We start from the raw sequence: 24648 nt of genomic DNA on the forward strand, positions 1-24648 counted from the left end.
TAGACAAACTTTCGTAAAGTAGATATTTTGCATAAGGAGCGACTTGTTACAAAGCGGTAACAAAACTTAGCGAGACCGAGGGTGGAGGCAGGGCCGAAGCCAAGGATGGCGGAGGCGGGCACCTGAGACAGGACGTCGATTGTGCCCGGGACCCTGCCGGAACCCGAAGGTAAAGCTTAGTTTTGTCGCTTTGGAACACCGGAGCGACGATGCAAAATATCTACTTTAAAAAATTTTTGACTTTGTCAACAAACTAAAGCTATGACGACTTTTGTCATAGTTTCTTATTATCATTTTGCTTTAAGTTACAATCTTAACTAATGCTTAACAATTTGTACACAAATTTTTAATAATTTTATGATACAATTTCCACACTATGTAAAATGGAGGGTTGAGACTGCTATGATGATAGAGCTAAAAAACGTCACAAAAGTTTATGGTACTCGTAAAGCAGTAGATAACATAAGCTTTTCTGTCGATAAAGGAGAAATAGTTGGTTTTTTGGGGCCCAATGGTGCTGGTAAAACTACCACTATGAAAATGATAACAGGATATATGCCTCCTACCAGCGGTACTATAAAAATTGCAGGATATGATATTGTTGAACAACCGATAGAGGCAAAGAAACATATTGGTTATTTACCAGAGGTACCTCCTTTGTATTTAGATATGACCGTAGAGGCATATCTCCATTTTGTAGGAGGTATAAAAGGTGTTCCTCCAAAAAAGAGAAGAGAAGATGTTGAACGAATTATACATGAAGTTGGTTTGACTGATGTGAGAAAAAGGCTTATAAAAAACTTGTCTAAAGGTTATAAACAAAGGGTTGGACTAGCACAAGCAATCATAGGAGACCCTGATGTTTTGGTATTAGATGAGCCGACAGTAGGTCTTGACCCTAAGCAAATTAAAGAAATAAGAGATATTATAAAAGAGTTAGGGAAAAAGCATACAATAATTTTAAGCACTCATATATTGCCAGAAGTTAGTATGGTATGTGACAGAGTTATTATAATAAATAAAGGTAAAATTGTTGCAATAGATAAGACAGAGAATTTATCAACTGCATTGCAAAATTCAAGGAGATATTTTATAAAAGTGGAAGGGCCTTATGAAGAAGTAGTAAACAGTGTAAAAGAGATTGAAGGAGTAACTAATGTAGAAGCAGAAGTTGATTCAGATAATACGATAAAGTTGACAGTGGAATCTTCTGCTGATAAAGATGTTCGAAAAGATATGTTTTTTGCTTTTGCCAAAAAAGGCTTTCCAATATTAGAACTTAAAATGCTAAATTATAGTCTTGAAGAAGTATTTTTAGAACTTACAACAGAGGAGGAAAGTTACGATGAAAATGTGGGAAATACTAAAGAGGGAGCTTAAAAGCTATTTCTTTTCCCCACTTGCCTATGTGCTGCTAGGATTTTATCTTTTGATATCTGGATACTTTTTTACAACCTATGTGTTATCTACTCATTATGCTATATTAACTCCAATCTTAGGTAGTATGGTCACTGTTTTTATGTTTATAAGTCCTATTTTGACAATGAGACTTATTTCAGAGGATATGAAGACGGGAACAGATCAACTTTTACTCACGTCACCCGTTACAGTTACTGATATAGTGATTGGCAAGTTTTTTTCTACAGTGTTTGTGTATTTAGTAGCACTTGTAATAACTTTTTTATACCCCATTTATCTTAAATTGTATTCTTCACCAGATATGGGTTCTATCATAGCAGGTTATATTGGAGTGTTTCTAATAGGAGTGACTTTTATATCAATAGGGCTTTTTGCTTCTTCACTTACAGAAAATCAAATGATAGCTGGAGTAATTGGATTTGCTTTAATTCTTGTGCTTTGGTTGATTAGTTGGCTAGGAGACGTGTTTAGTGGAAAAGCAAAAACTATTTTTCAGAATCTGTCTTTCTTTGACAGGCTAAATAATTTTCTAAATGGATTAGTGAATTTAAGTGATGTAGTCTTTTTCATAAGTGTAATTATATTCTTTATTTTCTTGACAATTCGTGTTGTAGACAAAAGACGTTGGAGTTAGGAGGAGAAAAGATGAATAATATAAGGCTAAAGTACGGGACTAATGCTTTTATAATGACAGCTCTTTTACTGGCTATTTTAATATTGGCAAATGTTATAGTCACGCAAAAGCCTGTCAAGTGGGATTTGACTAAAAACAAGCAATATACCCTTTCTGACCAAACAAAACAAGTTTTGAAAAGTCTAAAAACAGATGTAACTGTCTATGCCTTTTTCAAAGAGGGTACTACTTCAAGAGACATGGTAAAAAGTTTGTTAGATCAATACAGAAATGTTTCAAAGAGAATAATTGTCCATTTTGTAGACCCAGATAAGGAGCCGGCAACTGCTCAAAGATATGGAATTACGGATTATGACACAGTGCTTTTTATTGCAGGAAGTGGTGCTAATGAAAAAAGACAGATAGTAAATTCTTATGATATTTTTGGCATGGGTAGTCAGCCTAATACTGCTACTTTTAATGGAGAAGAACAGTTTACACAGGCTATAATTGATGTTACACAGCCTAAAAAATTAAATGCGTATATTCTTCAAGGACATGATGAATTAAACAGTATTGACTATTTGGTGACTTTTAAAAACGCTTTGAGAGGAGAAGGATATAATGTAGAAGATTTAAATATAGGACAGGCAGGAGGAATACCAAAAAATACAGACTTATTAGTTATTGTTAACCCAAGAAGAGACTTTACTGACAAGGAAATGGCTGCTTTAAAAGAATACTTTGACAAAGGCGGAAAAGCAATCATTGCAATGGGGGCAGAATATGGGCCTTTGACTCAAAAATCTGTAAATGAGCTTTTGTCTACTTGGGGTGTAAAATTTGACAATGACGTTGTAGTAGATCCAGGAAGGAATTATTTTATGGACCCGCTTTCTCCAGTTCCTCAGTACAAATTTCATACTATAACTAATAAATTGGATTTATCAAACTTGTACGTTGTAATGCCAATGTCAAGAAGTATTTCTTATCCTGATAAACCAACAGAAAATATAACTATAGAGCAATTGCTTTCAACCAGTGATAAAGCTTGGGGTAAAACCGATTTTAACTCAAAAGATGCTAATTTTCAAAAAGGTGATATCAAAGGTCCTTTAAGCTTAGGCTTAGCTATATCCGATTCAAAGACAGGAATGAAGATTGTAGCTATTGGAAGTAGCATGATGTTTACTGATAAAATAATTACATTGGAAGCTAATAGAGACTTTTTAATGAACAGTGCTAACTGGTTAGCGGATAAGACAACACAGATTTCTATACGTCCTAAATCCCTTGAGTTTAATCAGATTTTCCTAACTGGCAAACAAGCTGCTATACTCTTTTATACCACAGTTGTAACTATTCCACTGGTAATGTGGATAATTGGAGGATACATGTGGTATAGGAGGAAGACATTATGAAGATTTTTAAAACCACTATTGTTTTGCTGGTAATATTCGCTGTTCTTTTTGGCTACTATTTTTATGAAAGTAAGACCAATAAACCTGTTAAAGAAGACAACAAAATTTTTACCTTCAAAAATAACGATGTAAATTCTATAAAAATAGAAAAAGAAGGGAAAACTTTAATTGATTTTAAAAAAGAAGGCGATACATGGTTTATAAAAGAACCTATTGACTACAAAGCAGATAGCATTTATGTTGATGAATTATTAGACAGCTTGACATCTCTCACTTTTGATAGAACGTTAGAAGGTGATTTATCCACTTATGGTCTTGACAAACCTTCTTATGCGATAAAAGTATCTTTGAAAAATGGAAAAAGCTATTCACTTTTTATAGGTAATAAATCTCCTGTAAAAGAAAATTACCAAGAGGGTTATTATGCAAAAACTGATGGAGATAAAATTTACAGAGTCAATGCTTCTTCTTTAGAGAATTTCTTTCTGACAGATGATTACGTATATAAATATATGGAAAAATTTGTAGTGTCTATTCCAAAGAATGAAATAACTAAATTAGTTTTCTATCAAGATAGAAAAGAGTATCAAATACAAAAAGGTGAAAAAGATAACTGGCAAATTGATGGGAAAGCTATTAAAGCTGATGATGTGGACAATCTCTTAGACGGAATAGTGTTACTTCAAATTAGTGGATTAGATGAAGGAAAAAATATTTCACAGGGAGAAACACCTTTTGCTTTTGATGTGTATGGCAAGGACAAAGTAGAAAAAATAAGCTTTGCTAAAAGAGATGCAGAAAATAAATATGTGCTTATTAATGGACATTGCATAGGACAATATGTAACTTTGAAAGACATAAAAAATCTGCAAGATACTTTTGATAAACTTATTAAGTAAAATTATAGAAAGGCAGAAACTGTATGTTTCTGCCTTAAATTTATACTAAGCTTTTAAATGCAAAGTGCGTTGTACGAGTATTTAATGTAATTTTTAAAATTACAAATTATACGCTATGCGAAAACCTTCGTGAATGGCATCTATAAATTTTCTAGGCTTGACACAATCCCCAATAGCATAAACAGGTATATTTTCTTCTTCAATGGACTTCAATAAATCATTTTTGGGTTTAGAATCAACTGCCATTACGACTGGATAATGATGATACTACAATTATTAGTAATGTCAAGAGCTTTGTGTATCTTTAGTAAAACTTTGTTTGCTTTTTATGGGTTCATTCCATTTAATACACTAAGCTGAGGAAGACGATCACTTTTTCTTATCTTCTATAAGTTTAATTATATATTTCACAGAATTTTCAGCTTTTTCAAATGCCTTGGTAGCATTATCTTTATTAGGTTTGCCACCAGGTAAATAGCCAATAGGAGCACTTGGATATCTTGTTGGAATATAATAGGAATCTAAAAATTCCATATCATCTCTCAAAATTTCAAATTCTTTGTCCAAGTTTATACACAATTCTAACAAAGTGATCAAATTGTGTACTTTAGGAGGATTTACATTATTAAAAACCAAATAGGCTTTTAAAGCTTTTTCTACCGCTTGCTGCGAATGGAAACAAACAATATTATGCAAATCAGTTTTTAACAGTTCTTTTGCTGCCATCAAATCGTCATTAGCATAATCTAGCCACTGACTATATTTATGAACTTCTGTCATGCAATATGACCCCCTTCTTGAGTACCTCTTCGGTATAAAATAGGTCTCTATTCTTTTTAAACAACTCTTCTTCTTCTGGTGTATATACTAAAAAATCAACTCCTACTCTAGGATGGGTAAGCCTCATTAAATATAAAGTTCTATCAGCAAATCTTAAATCCGTATCCATTATCACGACTAAGTCAATATCGCTCCATTCCTTAGCAGTACCATTAGCCATTGACCCGAAAAGTATTATCCTCTCTGGATTGCACTTTTCAATAATAATATTCGTTATCCTCTTTAGCTCATCTTCTAAGGAATACTTTAATAATTCAGTAGCTTCTATCATAAAAAACACCTCTTTATTAAACTCTCCCTTTTATCCATCAACGTTTGCTAGGAGTAGCGACTGTAACATTTTTAGTTCCGGAAGAAATGTTAAAGAAAAAAGGAATTTTAGATATAGTTGAAAAACAATACAATTAAAAGTCATATTTAGATTCTTTGTCAGGAGTTGAGATGGGTACTTTTCTGAATGCCACTTTATTATAGCAGGTATTTAGAATAAGTATCCTATTTTTTATGGGTGATTTTTATACGACCAATATTTATTACAGAACAGTTTTACATTCTAATTTTTGTCAATAAAGAGGTTTATAATCAGTCTACACAAAATTTTCTACAGTATCATTTTCTATTCATATTAGTACTGTTTTTAAATCAATCACAAGATCTTCAAAAATAGAAACTTTAACCTTATCATCTTGTGTATATATGTCGGGTCGTCCATATCTTTCATTATCCTGTAAAATAAACACACTTAGGATTTTGTTTTCGGGTTCTACTATCCAATATTCTTTCACACCATACTTTTCATACAAGTTAAACTTGTGGAGTTTATCTTTCTGTGCTGTTGAAGGCGAAATAATTTCGATTATCAAATCAGGAGCTCCCGTACATCCCTTCTCATCAAGTTTGGATTCATCACACACAACAACTATATCAGGCTGAACTACAGTCTTTATATTTTTCTCGTCCTTCTCATTTCCGTCAGGAAACCTTACATCAAAAGGTGCCATATATACTTCACACGATTTATCTTTGAGATAATCAAAGAATTGGTAGAAAAGCTGTCCCATATATTTAATTATACCACAAACAACCTTGAGTTTTCTTCAAATAATGTAAAATTTCACTTTTTTGATTTTGCGCGTGGATTTACAATGCAAGCAGGATAATATTCAGTACGTTTCTGCCTATTTGTCTATGCTTGACATACATTAAAAATTAGGATACAATAAAAGAAATACAGTTTATTACTTTATCACGTTACAAAGACAGAGTAAATTGTGGGGTGTTTTAATGATATATTTGCCTGATGGTGTACAAGATTTTTTACCGGAAGAATATAAGTTTAAGCGCAAAATAGAAGAAAAGTTTAGAGAGGTTTTTATAAAATTTGGCTATCAAGAGATAATGCCTCCTACTTTTGAATATAGCGATAATTTTTCTGTTTTGTTTGATGAAAACAATTTGTACAGATTTTTTGATAAAAAGGGAAATATATTAGCTTTAAGGCCAGATGTGACTACTCAAATAGCGAGAATTGTCTCTACAAAGTTAAAAGGTAGTTTCCCACTTAAGTTATGCTATGTCGCTAATGTCTATCGCTATGATGATCCCCAGGTAGGAAAAATGAGAGAGTTTACTCAGGCAGGGATTGAACTTATAGGTACAAATCATGAAGAATCTGATGCAGAGATAATTGCAGTTGCGATAGAGGCTTTAAAAAGTGTTGGAATAAAGGACTTTAAAGTGGACGTGGGACAGGTGGAATTTTTTAAAAGAGTAGTGGAAGATTTAGAGTTACAAAATGAAGAAATAAACCTTTTAAGAGAGTTTTTGCAACAGAAAAATCAATCTGCGATAGAAGAATTCATAAATGATAAAGGAATTAGGGGCAAAAAAGCAAAGTTTTTAAGTGAACTTCCTCTTTTATTTGGTGGCGAAGAAGTGCTTAAAAGAGCAAAAGAGCTTTATGATACTCCTAAACTAGGTGAAACGATAGATTACCTTGAAAGAGTATATAGAATATTAAAAGATTTTGGTATGGAAGAGTATATAAGTTTTGACTTAGGAATGGTGCAAAATCTTAATTATTATACTGGTATCATATTCAGGTGTTTTGTTAAAGGGATTGGTTATGCTATATGTACCGGAGGAAGGTATGATGGTCTTTTAGGGATTTTTGGAGAGCACATTCCGGCGACAGGTTTTGCTATAAGTGTGGAAAGGTCAATGTTAGCACTTCAAAAACAGAAAAAAGATATTATTGATAAATCCTGGAGAGTTTTAATAAAATACAAGGAAAACTTAAGAAGTAATGCTTACAAGAAAGCCACTTTGTTAAGAGGTGAGGGAAAAATTGTAGAGATGTATAGCTATGAAAAAGCGAAGCATGTTGATGAAAATAGCTTTGACGAAATTATAGATATGGAGGAATAATATGGAAAATATTTCTATTGCACTGCCAAAAGGTAGAATGGCAGATAGTGCTATAACTTTGTTTGAAAAGGCAGGAATTGCTGAGAATATTTTAAAAGATATTTCTCGAAAACTTGTTGTTAATGACCATAAAAATTTAATGAAGTTTATGTTGGTGAAGCCAATGGATGTGCCCACATATGTAGAACACGGGGCAGCTGATTTAGGAATTTGTGGAAAAGACATTCTCTTAGAGCAAAAAAAAGATTGCTATGAAGTTTTAGATTTAAAATTCGGTTTTTGTAAAATGGTGGTTGCGGGGCCTAAAGAGGCAAAGGACAGTTTTCTTACTAATAAAAGAGTTGCAACAAAGTTTCCCAATATTGCAGAAGAATTTTTCAGGCAAAAGGGAGAAAATGTAGAAATAATTAAGCTGAATGGTTCTGTTGAGCTTGCTCCTATTGTGGGGCTGTCAGAGGTAATTGTAGACATTGTAGAGACAGGCAATACTTTAAGAGAAAATGGTCTTATAGTCATTGAAGAAATTTTTCCTTCCAGTGCGAGATTGATAGTGAATAAAGCCAGTCTTAAAACTAAAAGCCAGAGAATAAAAGAGATAATTATAAAATTAAAAGAGGTTGTGGAAACTTTTAAGGAGGTTTAAAATGATTGAGATATTTGATTTTCGAAAGGGAATTGACAATGGTATTTTACAAAAGCTTCACAACAGAAGTAAATTAGAGAATAAAGAAATAGCAAAAAAAGTGGAAGAAATAATTTCAAACGTAAGAGAGAGAAAAGACAAGGCTTTGTTTGAGTATACTTACATGTTTGACGGAATAAATCTTGACAAAAGTACTGTAAAAGTTACGAAAGAGGAAATAAAAAATGCTTATAAAGAAGTGGAAGGAGAATTTTTAAAAGCGATTGACAAAGCTATCAAAAACATAACAGAATTTCATGAAAAGCAAAAACAGTCTACATGGATGGATTTTAAAGAAGGTATAGTTTATGGGCAAATAATAAGGCCCCTTTCTCAAGTTGGAATTTATGTGCCGGGGGGAACCGCTTCTTATCCTTCTTCAGTTTTGATGAATGGAATACCTGCAAAGGTGGCTGGTGTAGAGAAAATAGTGATGGTTTCTCCGGCTGGTAAGAAGGGAGTAAACCCTTATGTGTTAGTGGCTGCAGACAAGATAGGAATAGAGGATATATATAAAGTTGGAGGCGCACAGGCTGTTGCAGCCTTGGCATTTGGGACAGAGTCAATACCTAAGGTTGATAAAATAGTTGGCCCGGGAAATATTTTTGTCGCACTGGCTAAAAGAGCTCTTTACGGACATGTGGATATTGATATGGTGGCAGGCCCCAGTGAAGTTTTAGTTATAGCTGACGAAACTGCTAATCCTAAATATGTGGCGGCGGACCTGTTGTCACAGGCGGAACATGATGTAATGGCATCTTCAATACTTGTCACAACATCTTTGGAGGTTGCGCAACAAGTAAAAATAGAAATTGAAAGGCAAATGGAATATCTTGAAAGGAAAGAAATAATTGAAAAGTCTTTAAAAAATTTTGGTGCGATAATTGTTGTAAATAATTTAAAAGAAGCAATTGGTATTGCAAATGACATAGCTCCGGAGCATTTAGAGCTTAACATTTCCAATGCCTTTGAAATAATTGGTGAAATCAAGAATGCAGGAGCAGTCTTTGTGGGAGAATATTCTCCAGAACCCTTAGGGGACTATCTTGCTGGCCCTAACCATGTGCTTCCTACTAGTGGAACAGCAAGGTTTTTCTCGCCTCTTTCTGTGACGGACTTTATCAAAAAGATGAATATTCTCTATTATTCTAAGGATTCTTTGAGAGAGGTAAAAGAGGATGTAATAACTTTAGCAAATTCAGAAGGGCTTACCGCTCATGCTAATTCTATAAAAGTGAGGTTTTAAAATGATTGAGAATTTGGTGAGAGAAGAAATTAAGGGATTTAAAAATTATGAAGTGCACAGTATTCCCTACAGATATAAGATGGATGCAAATGAAACGCCTTTTGAACTTCCTGAAGAAGTGATAAAAAATATTCAAGAGATTGTAAAATCTTCTCAAGTAAATGTATATCCAGACCCTACTGCAGAAAAGTTAAAAGAAGAATTGGCACGATATTGTGGAGTAGTGCCTACAAACATATTTGTGGGAAATGGCTCGGATGAGATAATCCACCTTATTATGCTGGCTTTCATAAACAAAGGTGATGTGGTAGCATATCCTCATCCTTCTTTTGCTATGTACAGTGTATATAGCAAAATTGCAGGAGCAGTCGAAATACCTGTAAGGTTGAGAGAAGATTATAATTACGATGTTGATAGTTTTATTAAAGTTATAGAAAAATATCAGCCTAAATTAGTGTTTTTGTGCAACCCTAATAATCCAACAGGAAGTGTTATAGAAAGAGAAGATATAATTAAAATAATACAAAAGAGCAATGGAATTGTAGTTGTTGACGAAGCTTATTTTGAGTTTTATGGTAATACAATTGTAGACGTTATAAATGAATTTGAAAACTTGATTGTTTTAAGGACTTTATCTAAGGCTTTTGGACTTGCCGGTTTGAGAGTGGGATATGCTGTGGCTAACGAGAATATTTTAAAGTATTTAAACCTTGTGAAGTCACCTTATAACATTAACTCTTTATCTCAGGTAATAGCTTTAAAGGTTTTAAGGACTGGTGTTTTAAAAGAAAGAGTTAACTTTATTTTAAAAGAAAGAGAGCGTTTAATAAAAGAATTATCTAAAATTCCTGGCATTAAAGTTTATCCCTCAAAAACGAATTTTATATTGGTAAAATTTAAAGATGCAGATTATGTGTACCAGGGGCTTTTGGAAAGAGGAATTTTGGTGAGAGATTTTTCAAAGGTAGAAGGGCTTGAAGGAGCTTTAAGGATAACGGTGAGTAGTTGCGAGGCTAATGATTATTTAATAAATGGATTAAAGGAGTTATTGCTATGAGGAAGGCGGAAGTTAAAAGAAAAACTAGAGAGACGGATATATACGTTGAACTTAATATTGACGGAAAAGGAAATTATGACATAGCTACAGGAATAGGTTTTTTTGACCACATGCTTTCTTTATTTGCTAAGCATGGACTTTTTGATTTAAAAGTAGTGGCAAAGGGAGATTTAGAGGTAGACACTCATCACACTGTTGAAGACGTAGGTATTGTATTGGGCAATGCTTTTTTAAAGGCTGCCGGCGATAAAAAATCTATTAAGAGGTTTAGTACTTTTTATGTACCCATGGACGAAGCCTTAGTGAGAGTTTCTGTAGACATAAGTGGAAGGCCTTTTTTATACTGTGATTTGCCTTTAAAAGCTGAAAGAGTTGGAAATTTTGAAACGGAAAATGTGGAAGAATTTTTAAGAGCCTTTGCTTACAACTTTGGCATTACACTGCATGTAGAACTTTTGCACGGCAGTAACAGTCATCACATTATAGAGGCAACTTTTAAAGCACTGGGGAGGGCTCTTGATGAGGCATTGAGAATAGATGAAAGGGTAGAAGGGATACCTTCTACTAAAGGGATTTTATAAAGATACAGTTTAAGCGAGACTGCATATACTTTACACGTAATTTAAGTGAGGCGGTGAAAAATTGATAGGGATTATTGACTATGGAATGGGAAATTTAAGAAGTGTAGAAAAAGCATTTAAATACGTAGGCTATGAGGCAAAAATTATAAAAGATGTAGCTTCGGTAAAAGAGGCTCATGCATTAGTTCTTCCTGGAGTGGGAGCTTTTCCTGATGCGATGGATACTCTCATTAAAACAGGCATGTTTGAAGAGATAAAAAGACAAATCGACAAAGGTAAGTTGTTTCTTGGGATATGTTTGGGGATGCAGCTTTTATTTGAAAAGGGTTTTGAGATAGAAGAAACTGAGGGTTTTAAGATTTTTAAAGGGCAAGTAATAGAACTTCCAAAACATAATAAAATTCCTCACATGGGATGGAATAGTCTTGAAATAAAAAAGGAAACTCCACTTCTTAAAGGAGTGGAGAATGGAGATTATGCGTATTTTGTTCATTCTTATTATGTAGCCAACAATGAAGAGAAATATGTGTATGCAGTGACTGATTATGGTGTTCAGATTCCTGCAGTTATAATTAAAGACAATGTTTTTTCTTGTCAATTCCATCCTGAGAAGAGCGGAAAAGTGGGGCTTAAAATTTTAAAGAATTTTGGAGAGATGGCAAAATGGTTTTAATACCTGCAATTGATATTATGGAAGAAAAATGTGTAAGGCTTACAAAAGGAGATTTTAATACCAAAGAGGTTTATTATGAAAATCCCGTTGACGTAGCTAAAATGTGGGAGGAATTAGGAGCAAAGAGAATTCATGTGGTAGATTTAGATGGTGCAAAACAAGGTCATTTGGTAAATGGTAATGTCATTGAACAGATTACAAAAAACTGTAAAGCCGAGATAGAAGTAGGTGGAGGAATAAGGAATAGAGAAACTATCGATTATCTTTTTTCTGTAGGTGTTAAGTATGTAATTTTAGGTTCGGCGGCAATATATGACAAAGACCTTCTTCTTTATTCCCTTTCCAATTACGGAGAAAGGACGATAGTGGGTATAGATTCAAAGAATGGAGAAGTTGCCGTAAGTGGATGGCTTGAAAAGACTAAAATAAAAGATATGGAGTTAGCTAAAAAAATGAAAGAAATAGGAGTAAAAACGATAATTTTCACTGATATTTCTAAAGATGGAACTCTTAATGGACCAAATTTTAAAGCTTTAGAAAATATTTTAAAAACAGGTGTTCAAGTGATAGCATCAGGAGGAATATCCTCAATTGAGGATTTAAAAAAGCTTAAAGAGATGGGAGCATATGGTGCGATAATTGGAAAAGCCTTATATATTGGAAAAATAAACTTTAAAAGTGCTTTGGAGGTAATATAAATGCTTGCAAAAAGAATAATTCCTTGTTTAGATGTGAAAGACGGCAGGGTAGTAAAAGGAGTTAACTTTTTAAATTTAAAAGATGCGGGAGACCCTGTCCAGATAGCATCAGAGTACAATGAATTAGGAGCAGATGAGCTTGTATTCTTGGACATTACTGCTTCTTATGAAAAGCGAAAAATAATGATAGAAGTTGTAAAAAGGACTTCTGAAAAAGTATTTATTCCTTTAACTGTTGGGGGTGGAATTTCAGACCTTGACGATATAAAAGATATTCTAAGAGCAGGGGCTGATAAGGTTTCAATAAATACCCAAGCTGTGAAACAACCAACTCTTATTCGTCAGGCCGCTGTACGTTTTGGAAGCCAATGTGTGGTTGTAGCAATTGATGCCAAGAGGCGAAGTGATGGCTCGGGCTTTGATGTGTATATAAACGGCGGAAGGGTAAACACAGGGCTTGATGTGATTGAGTGGGCTAAAAAAGTAGAGTCTTTAGGAGCAGGAGAAATACTTCTTACAAGTATGGATAAAGACGGTACTAAAGATGGGTATGATATAGAGCTTACAAGAATGGTAAGTGAAGCTGTCAATATCCCCGTTATAGCTTCTGGAGGTGCAGGAAATAAAGAGCATTTTAAAGAGGTTTTTACTGAAGGCAAAGCTGATGCTGCGTTAGCGGCTTCTGTGTTTCATTACAGGGAGTTGGAAATAAAAGAAGTTAAAAGATATTTAAAAGAAGAAGGTATACCAGTGAGAATTTAAATTTATCGAAAGGATGTAGAGAATGATTGATATAGAGGAATTAAAGTTTGATGAAAAAGGACTTATTCCTGCGATTGTGCAAGACTACAATACAAAACAAGTATTAATGTTGGCTTATATGAATGAGGAAAGTTTAAAATTAAGCTTGGAAAAGGGAGAAACTTATTTTTTTAGCAGAAGTAGAAAGGAAATTTGGCATAAAGGGGAAACTTCAGGTAATACCCAAAAGATAAAAAACATATTTTATGACTGCGATGGGGATGCTTTGCTAATTGAGGTGGAGCCAAAAGGGCCGGCATGCCATACAGGGAATGTAAGCTGTTTTTATAGGAGCTTTTTAGGTGAAGTTGAAAATTATGACATGGAAATACTTAAAATGCTATATGAACGGGTAAAAGATAGAAAGACAAACCCGGCAGAAGGGTCTTATACTAATTATTTGTTTGAAAAAGGCATAGATAAGATTTTAAAGAAAATTGGCGAAGAAACTACGGAGGTAGTGATAGCTTCCAAAAATGACTCCAAAGAAGAGATAGTGTATGAGGTTTCAGATTTACTTTATCATTTAATAGTTTTGTTAGTTGACAAAGGTATAAAGCTCGAGGATGTATACGGTGAGCTTGGTAGAAGGTATTATAAGCCAAAGGAATTTAAAGAAGAACATGAAGAGAGAAAGAAATAGGGAAAGTCAGTAAAAGACTTTCCCTATCTTCGTGCGCCCGGCATGGGCGATAGCTAGGCGGTGAAAGTCCGCTGTGGGCTTGGTAGTGGGAACCACTAGCCAAAAGCAAGGGTGTCCATCGTGAGGTGGAATCTGAAGGAAGCTTAAGGCAAAATCTCGGTCTGATGAACAAGAACCAGATAAGAGGCTGAATTGGGATGGATGAGTTTGCGTAACAAAACGAAGTCCAACACTACCCGAATCCCATACAGTAAATCTGGCAGATATATGAGATGAAAGTTATCGTTCTTACCCGGGGAGGTCTCAAGGATAAGTCACTAAAGTGAACTCTGAAGTGACAACCCATACAGTGATGTATGGTTGAACCTTGAGAAGTCAGCAGAGGTCATAGTACTTATCTAGTCATGAATAGATAAGGAAGGGCCGAACGTTAGGAGGTTTTGGAAATCTTATGGACTCGAAAGATATGCAGAGACTGCAGACAACTCAACAAAGAGGCTATCCGTTGAATAGAGAAATGGAATTTCAAAAGACAACGGAAGTGCATAGTATATCATCGGCGTCAAAAGATAGAAGAAACGATGTACAAAGATATACCAGCAAGATGCTTGAAATGATAGTAGAACGAGGAAACATGAGAGCAGCATACAAGCGCGTTGTTGCAAATAAAGGAAGCCATGGAGTCGATGGGATGGGAGTAGATGAACTTCTACCGTATCTCAAAGAAAACTGGGCAACCATAAAACAACAACTGCTGGAGGGGAAATACAAACCACAACCAGTGCGAAGAGTAGAAATTCCCAAACCTGATGGAGGAAAAAGACTACTAGGAATACCTACAGCACTAGATAGGCTAATACAACAAGCAATAGCCCAAATACTAAATAGAGTCTACAACCATACATTTTCTGATAGCAGTTATGGATTCAGACCAGGACGCAGTGCAAAAGACGCAATAAAAGCCGCAGAAGCATACATAAATGAAGGATACACATGGGTTGTAGATATGGACTTAGAAAAGTTCTTTGACAGAGTAAACCACGACATAATAATGTCCAAACTAGAAAAGCGGATAGGAGATAAAAGGGTACTAAAGTTAATACGAAGATACCTAGAATCAGGAGTAATGATAAACGGAATCAAAGTATCAACAGAAGAAGGGACACCCCAAGGAGGGCCATTAAGTCCACTATTAGCAAACATAATGTTGGACGAACTAGACAAAGAACTTGAAAAACGAGGGCATAAATTCTGCCGATATGCAGATGACTGCAACATATATGTAAAAAGCAGGTCTGCAGGAGACAGAGTAATGAAGAGCATAAAGAAATTCATAGAAAGCAAATTAAAACTAAAAGTCAACGAAGCAAAAAGTGCTGTAGATAGACCATGGAGAAGAAAATTTCTTGGATTTTCATTCTATACAAAAGAAAACGAAGTAAGAATAAGAATTCATGAAAAATCCATCAAAAGGTTTAAGGAAAAAGTAAGAGAAATAACCAATCGGAACAAGGGAATAAGCATGGAAAACAGAATAAAAAGACTAAATCAAATAACAACAGGATGGGTCAACTATTTTGGATTAGCAGACGCGAAAAGCATAATGAAAACCCTTGACGAATGGATAAGGCGAAGACTAAGGGCATGTATATGGAAACAATGGAAGAAGATAAAAACGAAGCATGATAACCTAGTAAAACTAGGAGTAGAAGAACAAAAAGCCTGGGAATACGCCAATACAAGGAAAGGCTACTGGAGAATATCCAATAGCCCAATCCTAAATAAGACTCTTACAAATAAATACTTTGAAAGCATAGGTTATAAGAGTTTATCCCAAAGATATCTAATTGTACATAATTCCTAATGAACCGCCGTATACCGAACGGTACGTACGGTGGTGTGAGAGGACGCTGAATAAAATAATTATTCAGCTCCTACTCGATTTTATATGAGGTCCTCATAAAGAGGGTATTTTTTGAGAAGATTTGCTACTCTTTCTTTTGCTTTTTCTTTATAGTTTTCATCCCTTATTACATTGACTATAATGTCCGCTATTTCTACCATATCTTCAGGTTTCATTCCTCTTGTTGTAACAGCTGGAGTTCCCAGTCTCACACCAGAAGTGACATTTGGCCCTAATGGGTCAAAAGGTATAGCATTTTTGTTGCAAGTTATGTTTACTTCATCTAATCTTGTTTCTAACTCTTTGCCTGTTATTCCTGTGTTTCTTAAATCCAACAACATCAAGTGGTTATCGGTTCCACCTGACACTAAATTTATTCCTCTTTCCATTAATGCATTTGCTAAAGCTTTTGCATTTTCGACAATTCTTTTTTGATATTCTTTGAATTCATCGGTGAGAGCTTCTTTAAAACAAACGGCTTTTGCTGCTATTATATGCATTAAAGGGCCACCTTGTGTGCCCGGGAAGAGTGCTTTGTCTATTGCTTTTGCGTATTCTTCTTTGCAAAGAATAGCTCCTCCTCTTGGGCCTCTTAAAGTCTTATGGGTGGTAGTCGTAACGACATCTGCATAAGGAACAGGATTAGGATGAAGACCTGCTGCTACAAGACCAGCTATATGAGCCATGTCTACCATTAGGTAAGCTCCAACCTTGTCTGCAATTTCTCTAAATCTCTTAAAATCGATTATCCTTGGGTAAGCGCTAGCACCTGCGACAATCAATTTGGGTTTGTGCTTTTTTGCGACTCTTTCTACTTCATCGTAATCTATATATCCTGTATCTTCTCTTACTCCGTAAGATACGAAATTATAGATTTGGCCTGAAAAATTGACTTTGCTTCCATGAGTGAGGTGCCCTCCATGGGCTAAATCCATTCCCAGCACAGTATCTCCTGGCTTTATAAGAGCAAAATAAGCAGCCATGTTTGCCTGTGCTCCTGAATGAGGTTGTACATTTGCGTGTTCAGCACCAAAAAGTTTTTTGAGCCTTTCTCTTGCTAACTCTTCAGCTATATCCACATATTCGCAACCGCCGTAATACCTTTTATTTGGATACCCTTCTGCGTATTTATTAGTAAGAGGGGACCCCATTGCTTCCATTACAGCTCTACTTACAAAATTTTCAGAAGCTATAAGCTCTATTTTATTTCTCTGCCTTATAAGCTCTTTTTCAATTGCGTCTGCAATTTCTGGATCAGTTTTTCTTATTATTTCAATATCCATGACTTTACCCCCTATGTTTCATTATCTACCTCTATTATAAATCTTTTGTATACTATATTCAACAGCACTTCTTTTTGAAGAAAATAACGCCAATTAACAAAAATTTAACATAAACTTAACAAAATTAACGAGATTTTAATTTTAAAACTCACAAATTTGGTTATAATATAAGATGAGCTCCCTTAAAGATACCCCCTATCCCTCAAAAAAATTTTATTGAGGTCTTGATTTTTTTGAAAAAGGACTGTATAATGTATACTTGGTCAAAACAATGACTCCCCCTTTAACATATGCAAGCCCTTGGAGTATTCCAGGGCTCTTTTTGTTTTTATATTAGAATTTTTTTGATAAGATTTTCAAAATTTCTGTGAGAAATCTTATCAATCTGTTCTTGGGTGTATCCTCTTTTTCTTAGTCCTTCTAAAATTGCGGGGAAATAAGATATGTCCTTTAATCCTTCAGGAGTACTGCTAATCCCATCAAAGTCAGAACCAAAACCTACATAATCTTCTCCTACTAATTCGCATATATAATTTATATGATTTAAAACATCTTCTAATGTAGCTTGACCTTCATCTCTTAAAAATTGTGGAGCAAAATTTATTCCAATTACACCGCCTTTTTGAGCTATCGCTTTTATTTGCTCATCTGTCAAATTTCTTCTGTGGGAGCATAGGGTTTTAGCATTAGAATGAGAAGCTATAATAGGTTTCTCACTAAGTTCTACTACATCCCAAATTCCTTTTTCATTAAGATGAGATACATCTACAATCATTCCTAAGCGATTCATTTCTTTTACAACTTCTCTGCCAAAGGAAGTAAGCCCCGCTTCTTTAACACCGTCTACTCCGTCCCCTAAATCGTTTCTCAAACTCCAAGTTAAAGTGAGAGCTCTTACCCCTAATTTATAAAACATCCTAAGAAGAGAAATTTCACCTTCTAAAGCTTCGCCACCCTCTATAGAAAGCAATGCTCCAATTTTTTCTTCTTCTTTTGCTTTGTCTATATCTTCTCCTTTTAATATTAATCTAAATTCTTTTGTTTCTTCGATTACTTCATGCATTTTGTCAATCATTTTTAAAGCCATTGTGGCAGCATTTTTTCTCATTTGTTTTGGGTCTACAAATACAGCAAAAACCTGCAGATGGACTTTGCCTTCTTTCATCCTTTGTAAATCCACATGACCTTCTTTTGACCTTTCAGTGAAATCTATTTTTTTGTCCACTAAACGATAAAGAGTATCACAGTGAAAATCTACAAACATATTCATCCTTCCCTCTTTTTATTTTTTCTTCATAGTATGATTGTAGCACAACAAAATATTTTTCAAAATTTGATATCATGTAATAATTTGTTCATAAATGTATAGTAAAATAATAGCATGAATGGAGGCAGAGTAGCATGATAAATAAACGGACTATTTACTTTTCTTTGTTTATTGCTTTATTAATAGGAATATCCTATATAATGAATTGGGAAATGGCTATTGCAAACTTCGCAGAAAAAGGTACACTGCCAACTTTTGATGACCCTGGGCAAAGAATCCTCATTATAGTTCCTCATCCTGATGATGAGACTTTAGGAATGGCAGGAATTATTCAAAGAGCTGTAGAACTTAAAAGGCCTATTAAAGTAGTAATAGTCACAAGTGGAGAGAGTTACAAGAAAGCTGCAATGTCATTTTGTGGTAAAACAAATCCTACTCCTCAAGATTTTTATCGTTTTGGACTTGCAAGACAGCAAGAAAGTATTGTTGCCATGAGAGTTTTGGGATTACCGCGACAAGATTTAATTTTTTTAGGGTTTGCTGATGGGAGCACCAGATTTTTGTGGAGCCAATATTGGGATAATGGCCGTCCAAGAGTGAGTGGCGGAATTCATGTGGCATATGCTCCTTATGATACAGTTTATAAGCCGGGTATTCCATATACAGGACAAAATTTAGTTAATGAACTTACGGAAATAATTAAAGATTTTAAACCTACTGATATATATTATCCTTTAGCAGATGATATGCATCCCGACCATTGGGCAGTAAGCAATTTTGTGAGATATACTATTACCGCTGTGAATATAAATGTCCGTGAGCATATGTTTTTAGTCCATCATCCACAATGGCCAGTGCCATGGATGGCGGAGAAAAATAGGCCCATGTTACCTCCTGTAGATATGAAAGATAGTAACACAGAATGGCAATCTTTTGACTTAACTCCAAAAGAAATAGATTTGAAACAAGTGGCTATAAAACAATATAGGACCCAAATAGATGTTATGGAACCATTTTTAATGGCTTTTGTAAGAAAAACCGAATTATTTGCTACAAAACCTGTCATCACTATTCCTGTAGTTGATTCAAAACCAGATTTACAAAGTAGAGCTTTGCCTCATACTCTTTTAAAAGTGTATACTGGTGGCATGTTAAATGAGGAAATATACAGAAGTGCAGCTTTAACGCGATTAGGAGCTTTTTATTACGACAATAAATTGTACATCGGCTTAGAATCGGCAAGACCAATATCTAAAAAAGTAATTTACCATGTTGAAATGAGGCTATTTTATAAAGATCAAAATGATATAAAACGTATTGATTTAGGAATTGTAAATGGAAAATTATATCAGTATAAAAGGGCAGAAAATTCTTTGACAGATGTCATAGCAGCAAAACCTATAATCAATGGAAATAAAATGTGGGTTGAAGTAAAAATACCACAGGTGAATAATTTAAGATATATATTTATGGGAGCGGATTCTATTTATAGGAATCGTCTTATAGATAAAATACCTTGGAATATGTATAAAATAGGTGAGTAAAAGAGAAGGCTTTTAAGGTTTTCTCTTTTCTTTTATGTTTAGAAATAGAAAAGTAATCATAGGTAAAATTATTTGTAGAGGTACATGTATGTAAAAAGGAGTAAATTTAAGACCTATAAGTATGTGGGTTTGATAACTGTCGGCAATTATAAAAGAAGCAGCAAAAATCATCGACAAAACAGGGAAAAGCAGGTATTTATAACTTTTTAATTCCAACGCATTTTTTATCATGGTAAGTCCTGCATAAGTAAATACGCTAATCTTAAAAAATACCCCTATAATCATTATAAATACATACAAAGTGTCTAGGTTTTTTAAATTTCCTAAATTTATTAATCTTATAACTTGATACAATGGGAAATTTTCTCTTGAAGCTTCATCTGCTCCTAAAGAAGAAATTATAATGATATTGTTAAAGGACAATAGTAGACCAGTAAAAACAGTGGTTATCAGCATTATCTTTTTTATCTTTTCCTTTTGTTTTACTTTATCAAAAACTGTAGTAAAAGCAATAAGTTCACCAAATGGAAAAGTCACAATTAGAGGAATTGCTGCTTTGATTACGGGAACAATTCCATTTTCTAAAATTGGTAAAAGCCTTGAAAAACTAAAATTATCTCCCATCATTATCATAGTTGTTTGAAAAGCCATAATAGCTAAAATAAGAGGGAGCAAAATTTTAGCAACGCGGGCAAGTACACATATATCAAATAGGAGGTAATACATTACTAATATAAGCATAAAAGAAGAAAAAATATATGTAGGTGTTCGAGAATATATTGTATTTACACTGAGTTCTACATAGTCTCTTACGTTTCTTGAAGCAATGTATAAAAAGTACAGAGCATAAATTAGAGATAAAGTTTTACCTATATATTTCCCATAAACAAACTCAAGTAACTGTGGAAGATTTTTTTGCGATTTTTCAAAAGAGGAGACGTACATAAGTGTAATTGGCAGAGAAATAAGCATTGCAATTAAAATAGAAAGCCAACAATCTTGTTTTGCTTTAATTCCCAAACAAAAGAGTACTGATGTTCCAATCTCAAAAGTTATCATTAAAAACAATAAATCGCTAACTTCTAATCTTTTGTTCATTGTTACCACCTTGAAAATAAACTTTAATATTAGGATTCCTATTAATTGAATTTTTTATTTATTTACTAATTTATCTATTAAAACAAAAAGTTGCTTAAGAAAAGGAATTATCAAAAGTGCAGAAAAAAGATTAAAAAATGTGTGGGCGTTTGCCACCTGTCTTAAAGGATTGTGGGGGGAGATGAGTTTCAAAAACTCTGCAAAAAAATTTGTAAAAGGCAAAAAGAGTATAGTGCCCCCTATATTAAGAAAAATGTTAAAGAGAGCTATTTTTTTCCCTTCTTTGTTAGAGGCAAAGCTCAGTATGATAGCCTCTGAGCAAGTTCCAATATTTAAACCATATATTATTGGCAATGCTTGAGGCAAGGTTATTAGTTGAGAGGAGACCAAAACTTGTAGTGTTGCTATACCTACATTACTTGATTGAAGGATTAATGCTGTGATTATTCCAGCAAGAATTCCCCAGAAAGGATTTGAAAGATTAGCACTAATAAGCTCGAAGTTAGAATTTTTTTTAAGAGGCATTGTAGCCAGTTCCATTATCTTAAGACCATAAAATACTAATCCAAATCCTAAAAATACATTTCCTACAAATTTTAATTTAGTATTGCAATTTTGGAAATGTAGTACAGAACCTATAAAAACTAAATAAGGGGCTATTTTAAACAGATTAAATGCGTAAAGCTGCACGGCAATAGTAGTTCCAATATTAGAACCTATAATTATACCTGCTGCGCTTTTAAGAGTTAAAAGCTCTGCTCCTGCCATTGTTACTGCGATTACAGTTACCATGCTACTGCTTTGAATAATTAAGGTTATAAAAAAACCTATTATTATTGATTTTAATAAATTGCTTGCAAAATTGTTAATAATTTGAGAAATTTTTTGTTGTGAGAAGACCTTTAATCCCCTTGTTAAAGTAAAAATTCCCCAAATAAATACTCCTATTCCTGCCGCGAAATATATTAAAGAGATTATCATTTTTACTCCCCCGCAAAGTCCTTTCCTATTTCAATTTTATGTTGCCAATGTCTTAAAATGAATAATTTTTCATTAAATAAAAAACACTAAGAATTAGAGGTTAATAATATTTTTTAGAGGTGGTTGGATGAAAGGGATAATCATGGCGGGTGGAGAAGGAAGTAGACTAAGACCTTTAACAGCCGATATACCTAAGCCTATGGTACCTGTTGCAAATAAACCTGCGATAAAGCACATAGTGGAACACTTACACAAATATGGAATCAAAGATTTAGCTGTTACGCTTTTTTACTTGCCTCAAAAGATTAAAAAATATTTAGAAGAAGAATATGGGGATGAAATAAAGTTTTATATAGAGGATAAGCCGTTAGGGACGGCAGGCAGTGTCAAAAATGCTAGAGACTTTCTAAATGATACTTTTATTGTTATGAGCGGAGATGTAATTACTGATGTTAATATAAAAGAAGCTTATGAGTTTCACAGAAAGAAAGGGGCAAAAGTTACTCTTATTTTGACAAGAGTAGATGTGCCGTTGGAATATGGTGTTGTGATTGTGGATGAGGAAGGCAAAATAAAAAAATTTTTAGAGAAACCTTCTTGGGGAGAAGTGTTTAGCGATACAGTAAATACGGGTATATACATAATAGAACCAGAAATATTGGAGTTTATACCTCAAGATAAGCCTTTTGATTTTAGTAAAGATTTATTTCCTATGTTGTTGAAAAATGATATTCCAATGTACGGTTATATTACAGGAGGATATTGGTGTGATATAGGAAATACCAATCAATACATCACTAGTCATTTTGATATTTTAGAAGGAAGAGTAGATTTAGGATATAAGGATAAGTTACTTAAAAAGGGAAAGGTAATAGGTAAAAATGTTACAATTTCTCCTGAAGCTAAAATCATCCCTCCTGTGATTATAGGAGACAATGCAATAATTGAAGCTAACGCTGTTGTAGGACCTAACGTAATAATTGGTAAAAATAACTATATAAAGAAAGGGAGCAGTTTAAAAAATGCTGTATTGTGGGATGAAATAATTGTAGATAAAAATTGTGAATTAAGGGGTTGTGTAGTTTGCAATAGAGTGAGAATCGGCAATAATGTCCGAATTTTTGAAAACAGTGTTATAGGGGAGAGTTGTAAAATAAAATCCTTTGCTGAAATAAAGCCAGAGGTAAAAATATGGCCCTATAAAATAATAGATGAAGGCTCTGTTGTCGCAAAAGATGTAGTGTGGGGGAATGGAAGGAAGCCCTTGACTTTTGGATATAGGGGAATTAAAGGGGTTCTTAATGAGGACATTACTCCTCAAATTGCAGTTGAAATTGGAGAAGTTTTTGGCAATATAATTAATAGCAGTGTGTTGGTAGGACACGATGGGGATATTGTATCTCAATTTATAAGCGATTTAATAAGTTTCGGGCTTGTATCTGGTGGTTGTGAGGTTTTAAAAGCCAATAATACTCTTCTCCCCTCTTTAAGATATGGAATTAAGAAAAATAAGTGTGGAGGAGGAATTTATGTAGAGGAGGAAGAAGGAAATTTAAGAATTTTGTTTCTTGATAAAGAAGGGTGTGATATCGATAGAAACTTAGAAAAGAAAATAGAAAACAAATTGAGGGTATATGATATTGAACGAGTTGATGGGAAAAATTTAAAATCTATAAGAGAAATTGATATAAACAATGATTATCTTAACTTTCTTTTTAAAAAAAGGACTGCCTATAAAAGTTTTAAAATTAAACCTTACGATGAAAAAACAAAACTGCTATTAGAAGCCGTAGGTAAAAATGAGTTTTTTATAACGCAAGAGTCTTATGATGTAGGGGTGCTTTTTTATAAAAATGGGGAAAAAGTTAAACTCTACGACGAAAAGGGAAGAGAATTTGATGAAGATGAACTTGAGTTTATAAGAATGTTAATTGCTAAAGAGCAAGGGGCCAAAAATTTTGTACTTCCTTTCGATAGTTCCAAATACTTGACAGAATTTGCGAAGGAATTTGCTATTGAGACTGTAAGCAGCAAAATTTCCCATAAAGATAGAATGAAAACAATAGTGTCGAAGGAAGGCGTAGAAAAAGATCTACAGATTAATTTAAATTTTGACGGATTTAGTTTTTTACTAGACCTTTTAGAATATTTACAACATACCTCTCAAAAACTTTCCTCTATAAAAGATAGTTTTCCTTTAAGATATAGAATAACCAAAAGTATAAAATGCGATTGGAGAGATAAAGGAAAAATAATAAGAATGCTTTTTGAAAAGGCCGATGGAGGGGCAGAATTTTTAGATGGTTTAAAGTTTAATAAAGAAGATTCATGGGTGTTAGTAGTACCGGATTATGAATTACCTGCTTGTAATATTTATATAGAAGCTCCTACAAAAGAAAGAGCTGAAGAGTTATTTTCAATGTATGAAAAAGAAATTAAAAGTATTGTACAAAAGTAAAATTTTATTTGAAGTTTGCGAGACAAAGAGACGTAGGCGGGGCCGGATGCAAGGATGCCGGAGGCTGGCCTTATGCACGCACTACAGTTTGAAGCGGGTTTTACCCCCGTTTTT

At 33.9% G+C, this 24648-nt stretch carries 22 protein-coding genes and 1 pseudogene; 16 read left to right on the forward strand and 7 right to left on the reverse strand.

What is annotated here, in order from left to right; translation table 11 throughout:
- Nucleotides 1–402: 402 nt before the first annotated feature.
- From THEBR_RS02615 to THEBR_RS02630, 4 genes are read left to right on the forward strand one after another with little or no spacing between them, the layout of a single operon-like run.
- The gene (locus THEBR_RS02615) at nt 403–1380 is read left to right on the forward strand and encodes an ABC transporter ATP-binding protein (protein ID WP_003867490.1); all 978 of its coding nucleotides are present in this window, start codon (nt 403–405) and stop codon (nt 1378–1380) included.
- Complete coding sequence (locus THEBR_RS02620) at nt 1346–2053, forward strand: ABC transporter permease (RefSeq protein WP_003870609.1); 708 nt, start codon at nt 1346–1348, stop codon at nt 2051–2053. The genes THEBR_RS02615 and THEBR_RS02620 overlap by 35 nt, the downstream gene beginning before the upstream one ends.
- Before the next feature lie 11 nt (nt 2054–2064).
- Nucleotides 2065–3453 carry a GldG family protein gene (locus tag THEBR_RS02625; RefSeq protein ID WP_003870610.1) on the forward strand — a complete coding sequence of 463 codons (1389 nt, stop codon included), beginning with the start codon at nt 2065–2067 and terminating at the stop codon, nt 3451–3453.
- Nucleotides 3450–4352, forward strand: coding sequence for a DUF4340 domain-containing protein (locus tag THEBR_RS02630; protein ID WP_004404421.1), 903 nt, complete (start codon nt 3450–3452; stop codon nt 4350–4352). Before THEBR_RS02625 ends, THEBR_RS02630 begins: the two co-directional genes overlap by 4 nt.
- Nucleotides 4353–4721: 369 nt before the next feature.
- Here the strand turns inward: THEBR_RS02630 and THEBR_RS02635 are convergent, their stop codons facing one another.
- The 3 genes and pseudogenes from THEBR_RS02635 to THEBR_RS02645 all read right to left on the reverse strand — a co-directional run.
- The gene (locus THEBR_RS02635) at nt 4722–5132 is read right to left on the reverse strand and encodes a HEPN domain-containing protein (RefSeq protein ID WP_012269037.1); all 411 of its coding nucleotides are present in this window, start codon (nt 5130–5132) and stop codon (nt 4722–4724) included.
- A complete protein-coding gene (locus tag THEBR_RS02640) occupies nt 5116–5463 on the reverse strand; it encodes a nucleotidyltransferase domain-containing protein (protein WP_012269038.1) in 348 nt (115 codons plus the stop codon). Before THEBR_RS02640 ends, THEBR_RS02635 begins: the two co-directional genes overlap by 17 nt.
- A gap of 349 nt (nt 5464–5812) precedes the next feature.
- Nucleotides 5813–6259: pseudogene (locus THEBR_RS02645) on the reverse strand (Uma2 family endonuclease); the annotation flags it as partial.
- Between the two features lie 217 nt (nt 6260–6476).
- On the opposite strand from THEBR_RS02645, the gene hisZ reads away from it, so the two are divergent.
- The 10 genes from hisZ to ltrA all read left to right on the forward strand — a co-directional run bounded on the left by hisZ (nt 6477) and on the right by ltrA (nt 15864).
- A complete protein-coding gene (gene hisZ, locus THEBR_RS02650) occupies nt 6477–7619 on the forward strand; it encodes an ATP phosphoribosyltransferase regulatory subunit (RefSeq protein ID WP_012269040.1) in 1143 nt (380 codons plus the stop codon).
- Between the two features lies 1 nt (nt 7620).
- Nucleotides 7621–8262 (forward strand): ATP phosphoribosyltransferase, encoded by a 642-nt coding sequence (gene hisG, locus THEBR_RS02655; protein WP_003870626.1) that lies wholly within the window; start codon nt 7621–7623, stop codon nt 8260–8262.
- Between the two features lies 1 nt (nt 8263).
- Nucleotides 8264–9547, forward strand: a complete 1284-nt coding sequence (gene hisD, locus THEBR_RS02660; protein ID WP_012269041.1) for a histidinol dehydrogenase — start codon at nt 8264–8266, stop codon at nt 9545–9547.
- Between the two features lies 1 nt (nt 9548).
- Nucleotides 9549–10604: a histidinol-phosphate transaminase gene (gene hisC / locus THEBR_RS02665; RefSeq protein WP_012269042.1), complete on the forward strand. Its 1056-nt coding sequence runs from the start codon at nt 9549–9551 to the stop codon at nt 10602–10604.
- Nucleotides 10601–11185, forward strand: a complete 585-nt coding sequence (gene hisB, locus THEBR_RS02670; protein WP_012269043.1) for an imidazoleglycerol-phosphate dehydratase HisB — start codon at nt 10601–10603, stop codon at nt 11183–11185. The genes hisC and hisB overlap by 4 nt, the downstream gene beginning before the upstream one ends.
- A gap of 61 nt (nt 11186–11246) precedes the next feature.
- Nucleotides 11247–11858 carry an imidazole glycerol phosphate synthase subunit HisH gene (gene hisH / locus THEBR_RS02675; RefSeq protein WP_012269044.1) on the forward strand — a complete coding sequence of 204 codons (612 nt, stop codon included), beginning with the start codon at nt 11247–11249 and terminating at the stop codon, nt 11856–11858.
- The gene (hisA, locus tag THEBR_RS02680) at nt 11849–12556 is read left to right on the forward strand and encodes a 1-(5-phosphoribosyl)-5-[(5-phosphoribosylamino)methylideneamino]imidazole-4-carboxamide isomerase (RefSeq protein WP_003866544.1); all 708 of its coding nucleotides are present in this window, start codon (nt 11849–11851) and stop codon (nt 12554–12556) included. The genes hisH and hisA overlap by 10 nt, the downstream gene beginning before the upstream one ends.
- Complete coding sequence (hisF, locus tag THEBR_RS02685; RefSeq protein WP_003866545.1) at nt 12557–13318, forward strand: imidazole glycerol phosphate synthase subunit HisF; 762 nt, start codon at nt 12557–12559, stop codon at nt 13316–13318.
- Nucleotides 13319–13340: 22 nt separating this feature from the next.
- On the forward strand, nt 13341–14000 hold the full coding sequence (gene hisIE, locus THEBR_RS02690) for a bifunctional phosphoribosyl-AMP cyclohydrolase/phosphoribosyl-ATP diphosphatase HisIE (RefSeq protein ID WP_012269045.1): 660 nt from the start codon (nt 13341–13343) through the stop codon (nt 13998–14000).
- Between the two features lie 451 nt (nt 14001–14451).
- Nucleotides 14452–15864, forward strand: coding sequence for a group II intron reverse transcriptase/maturase (gene ltrA, locus THEBR_RS02695; protein ID WP_012269046.1), 1413 nt, complete (start codon nt 14452–14454; stop codon nt 15862–15864).
- Between the two features lie 80 nt (nt 15865–15944).
- Here the strand turns inward: ltrA and THEBR_RS02700 are convergent, their stop codons facing one another.
- The gene (locus THEBR_RS02700) at nt 15945–17186 is read right to left on the reverse strand and encodes a serine hydroxymethyltransferase (RefSeq protein WP_003866547.1); all 1242 of its coding nucleotides are present in this window, start codon (nt 17184–17186) and stop codon (nt 15945–15947) included.
- Between the two features lie 328 nt (nt 17187–17514).
- Entirely contained in the window at nt 17515–18450 is a 936-nt protein-coding gene (locus THEBR_RS02705) for a dipeptidase (RefSeq protein WP_041589971.1), read from the reverse strand.
- Between the two features lie 137 nt (nt 18451–18587).
- Here THEBR_RS02705 and THEBR_RS02710 point away from each other — a divergent pair, with 137 nt between their 5' ends.
- Entirely contained in the window at nt 18588–19997 is a 1410-nt protein-coding gene (locus THEBR_RS02710) for a PIG-L deacetylase family protein (RefSeq protein WP_012269048.1), read from the forward strand.
- A 12-nt stretch (nt 19998–20009) separates the two neighbouring features.
- Here the strand turns inward: THEBR_RS02710 and THEBR_RS02715 are convergent, their stop codons facing one another.
- The gene (locus THEBR_RS02715; protein ID WP_004400576.1) at nt 20010–21095 is read right to left on the reverse strand and encodes a GerAB/ArcD/ProY family transporter; all 1086 of its coding nucleotides are present in this window, start codon (nt 21093–21095) and stop codon (nt 20010–20012) included.
- Nucleotides 21096–21149: 54 nt separating this feature from the next.
- Nucleotides 21150–22076 carry a Na/Pi cotransporter family protein gene (locus tag THEBR_RS02720; protein WP_004400573.1) on the reverse strand — a complete coding sequence of 309 codons (927 nt, stop codon included), beginning with the start codon at nt 22074–22076 and terminating at the stop codon, nt 21150–21152.
- Between the two features lie 127 nt (nt 22077–22203).
- Here THEBR_RS02720 and THEBR_RS02725 point away from each other — a divergent pair, with 127 nt between their 5' ends.
- The gene (locus THEBR_RS02725; protein WP_012269049.1) at nt 22204–24534 is read left to right on the forward strand and encodes a sugar phosphate nucleotidyltransferase; all 2331 of its coding nucleotides are present in this window, start codon (nt 22204–22206) and stop codon (nt 24532–24534) included.
- Nucleotides 24535–24648: the final 114 nt, after the last annotated feature.

Source organism: Thermoanaerobacter brockii subsp. finnii Ako-1 (assembly GCF_000175295.2).
GTDB lineage: Bacteria > Bacillota > Thermoanaerobacteria > Thermoanaerobacterales > Thermoanaerobacteraceae > Thermoanaerobacter > Thermoanaerobacter pseudethanolicus.

What these genes read in the sequence shown, in the direction of transcription:
- THEBR_RS02615 (WP_003867490.1), top strand. Translation starts at nt 403, where the DNA reads ATGATGATAGAGCTAAAAAACGTCACAAAAGTTTATGGTACTCGTAAA.
- THEBR_RS02620 (WP_003870609.1), top strand. Translation starts at nt 1,346, where the DNA reads ATGAAAATGTGGGAAATACTAAAGAGGGAGCTTAAAAGCTATTTCTTT.
- THEBR_RS02625 (WP_003870610.1), top strand. Translation starts at nt 2,065, where the DNA reads ATGAATAATATAAGGCTAAAGTACGGGACTAATGCTTTTATAATGACA.
- THEBR_RS02630 (WP_004404421.1), top strand. Translation starts at nt 3,450, where the DNA reads ATGAAGATTTTTAAAACCACTATTGTTTTGCTGGTAATATTCGCTGTT.
- THEBR_RS02635 (WP_012269037.1), bottom strand. Translation starts at nt 5,132, where the DNA reads ATGACAGAAGTTCATAAATATAGTCAGTGGCTAGATTATGCTAATGAC.
- THEBR_RS02640 (WP_012269038.1), bottom strand. Translation starts at nt 5,463, where the DNA reads ATGATAGAAGCTACTGAATTATTAAAGTATTCCTTAGAAGATGAGCTA.
- hisZ (WP_012269040.1), top strand. Translation starts at nt 6,477, where the DNA reads ATGATATATTTGCCTGATGGTGTACAAGATTTTTTACCGGAAGAATAT.
- hisG (WP_003870626.1), top strand. Translation starts at nt 7,621, where the DNA reads ATGGAAAATATTTCTATTGCACTGCCAAAAGGTAGAATGGCAGATAGT.
- hisD (WP_012269041.1), top strand. Translation starts at nt 8,264, where the DNA reads ATGATTGAGATATTTGATTTTCGAAAGGGAATTGACAATGGTATTTTA.
- hisC (WP_012269042.1), top strand. Translation starts at nt 9,549, where the DNA reads ATGATTGAGAATTTGGTGAGAGAAGAAATTAAGGGATTTAAAAATTAT.
- hisB (WP_012269043.1), top strand. Translation starts at nt 10,601, where the DNA reads ATGAGGAAGGCGGAAGTTAAAAGAAAAACTAGAGAGACGGATATATAC.
- hisA (WP_003866544.1), top strand. Translation starts at nt 11,849, where the DNA reads ATGGTTTTAATACCTGCAATTGATATTATGGAAGAAAAATGTGTAAGG.
- hisF (WP_003866545.1), top strand. Translation starts at nt 12,557, where the DNA reads ATGCTTGCAAAAAGAATAATTCCTTGTTTAGATGTGAAAGACGGCAGG.
- hisIE (WP_012269045.1), top strand. Translation starts at nt 13,341, where the DNA reads ATGATTGATATAGAGGAATTAAAGTTTGATGAAAAAGGACTTATTCCT.
- ltrA (WP_012269046.1), top strand. Translation starts at nt 14,452, where the DNA reads ATGGACTCGAAAGATATGCAGAGACTGCAGACAACTCAACAAAGAGGC.
- THEBR_RS02700 (WP_003866547.1), bottom strand. Translation starts at nt 17,186, where the DNA reads ATGGATATTGAAATAATAAGAAAAACTGATCCAGAAATTGCAGACGCA.
- THEBR_RS02705 (WP_041589971.1), bottom strand. Translation starts at nt 18,450, where the DNA reads ATGTTTGTAGATTTTCACTGTGATACTCTTTATCGTTTAGTGGACAAA.
- THEBR_RS02710 (WP_012269048.1), top strand. Translation starts at nt 18,588, where the DNA reads ATGATAAATAAACGGACTATTTACTTTTCTTTGTTTATTGCTTTATTA.
- THEBR_RS02715 (WP_004400576.1), bottom strand. Translation starts at nt 21,095, where the DNA reads ATGAACAAAAGATTAGAAGTTAGCGATTTATTGTTTTTAATGATAACT.
- THEBR_RS02720 (WP_004400573.1), bottom strand. Translation starts at nt 22,076, where the DNA reads ATGATAATCTCTTTAATATATTTCGCGGCAGGAATAGGAGTATTTATT.
- THEBR_RS02725 (WP_012269049.1), top strand. Translation starts at nt 22,204, where the DNA reads ATGAAAGGGATAATCATGGCGGGTGGAGAAGGAAGTAGACTAAGACCT.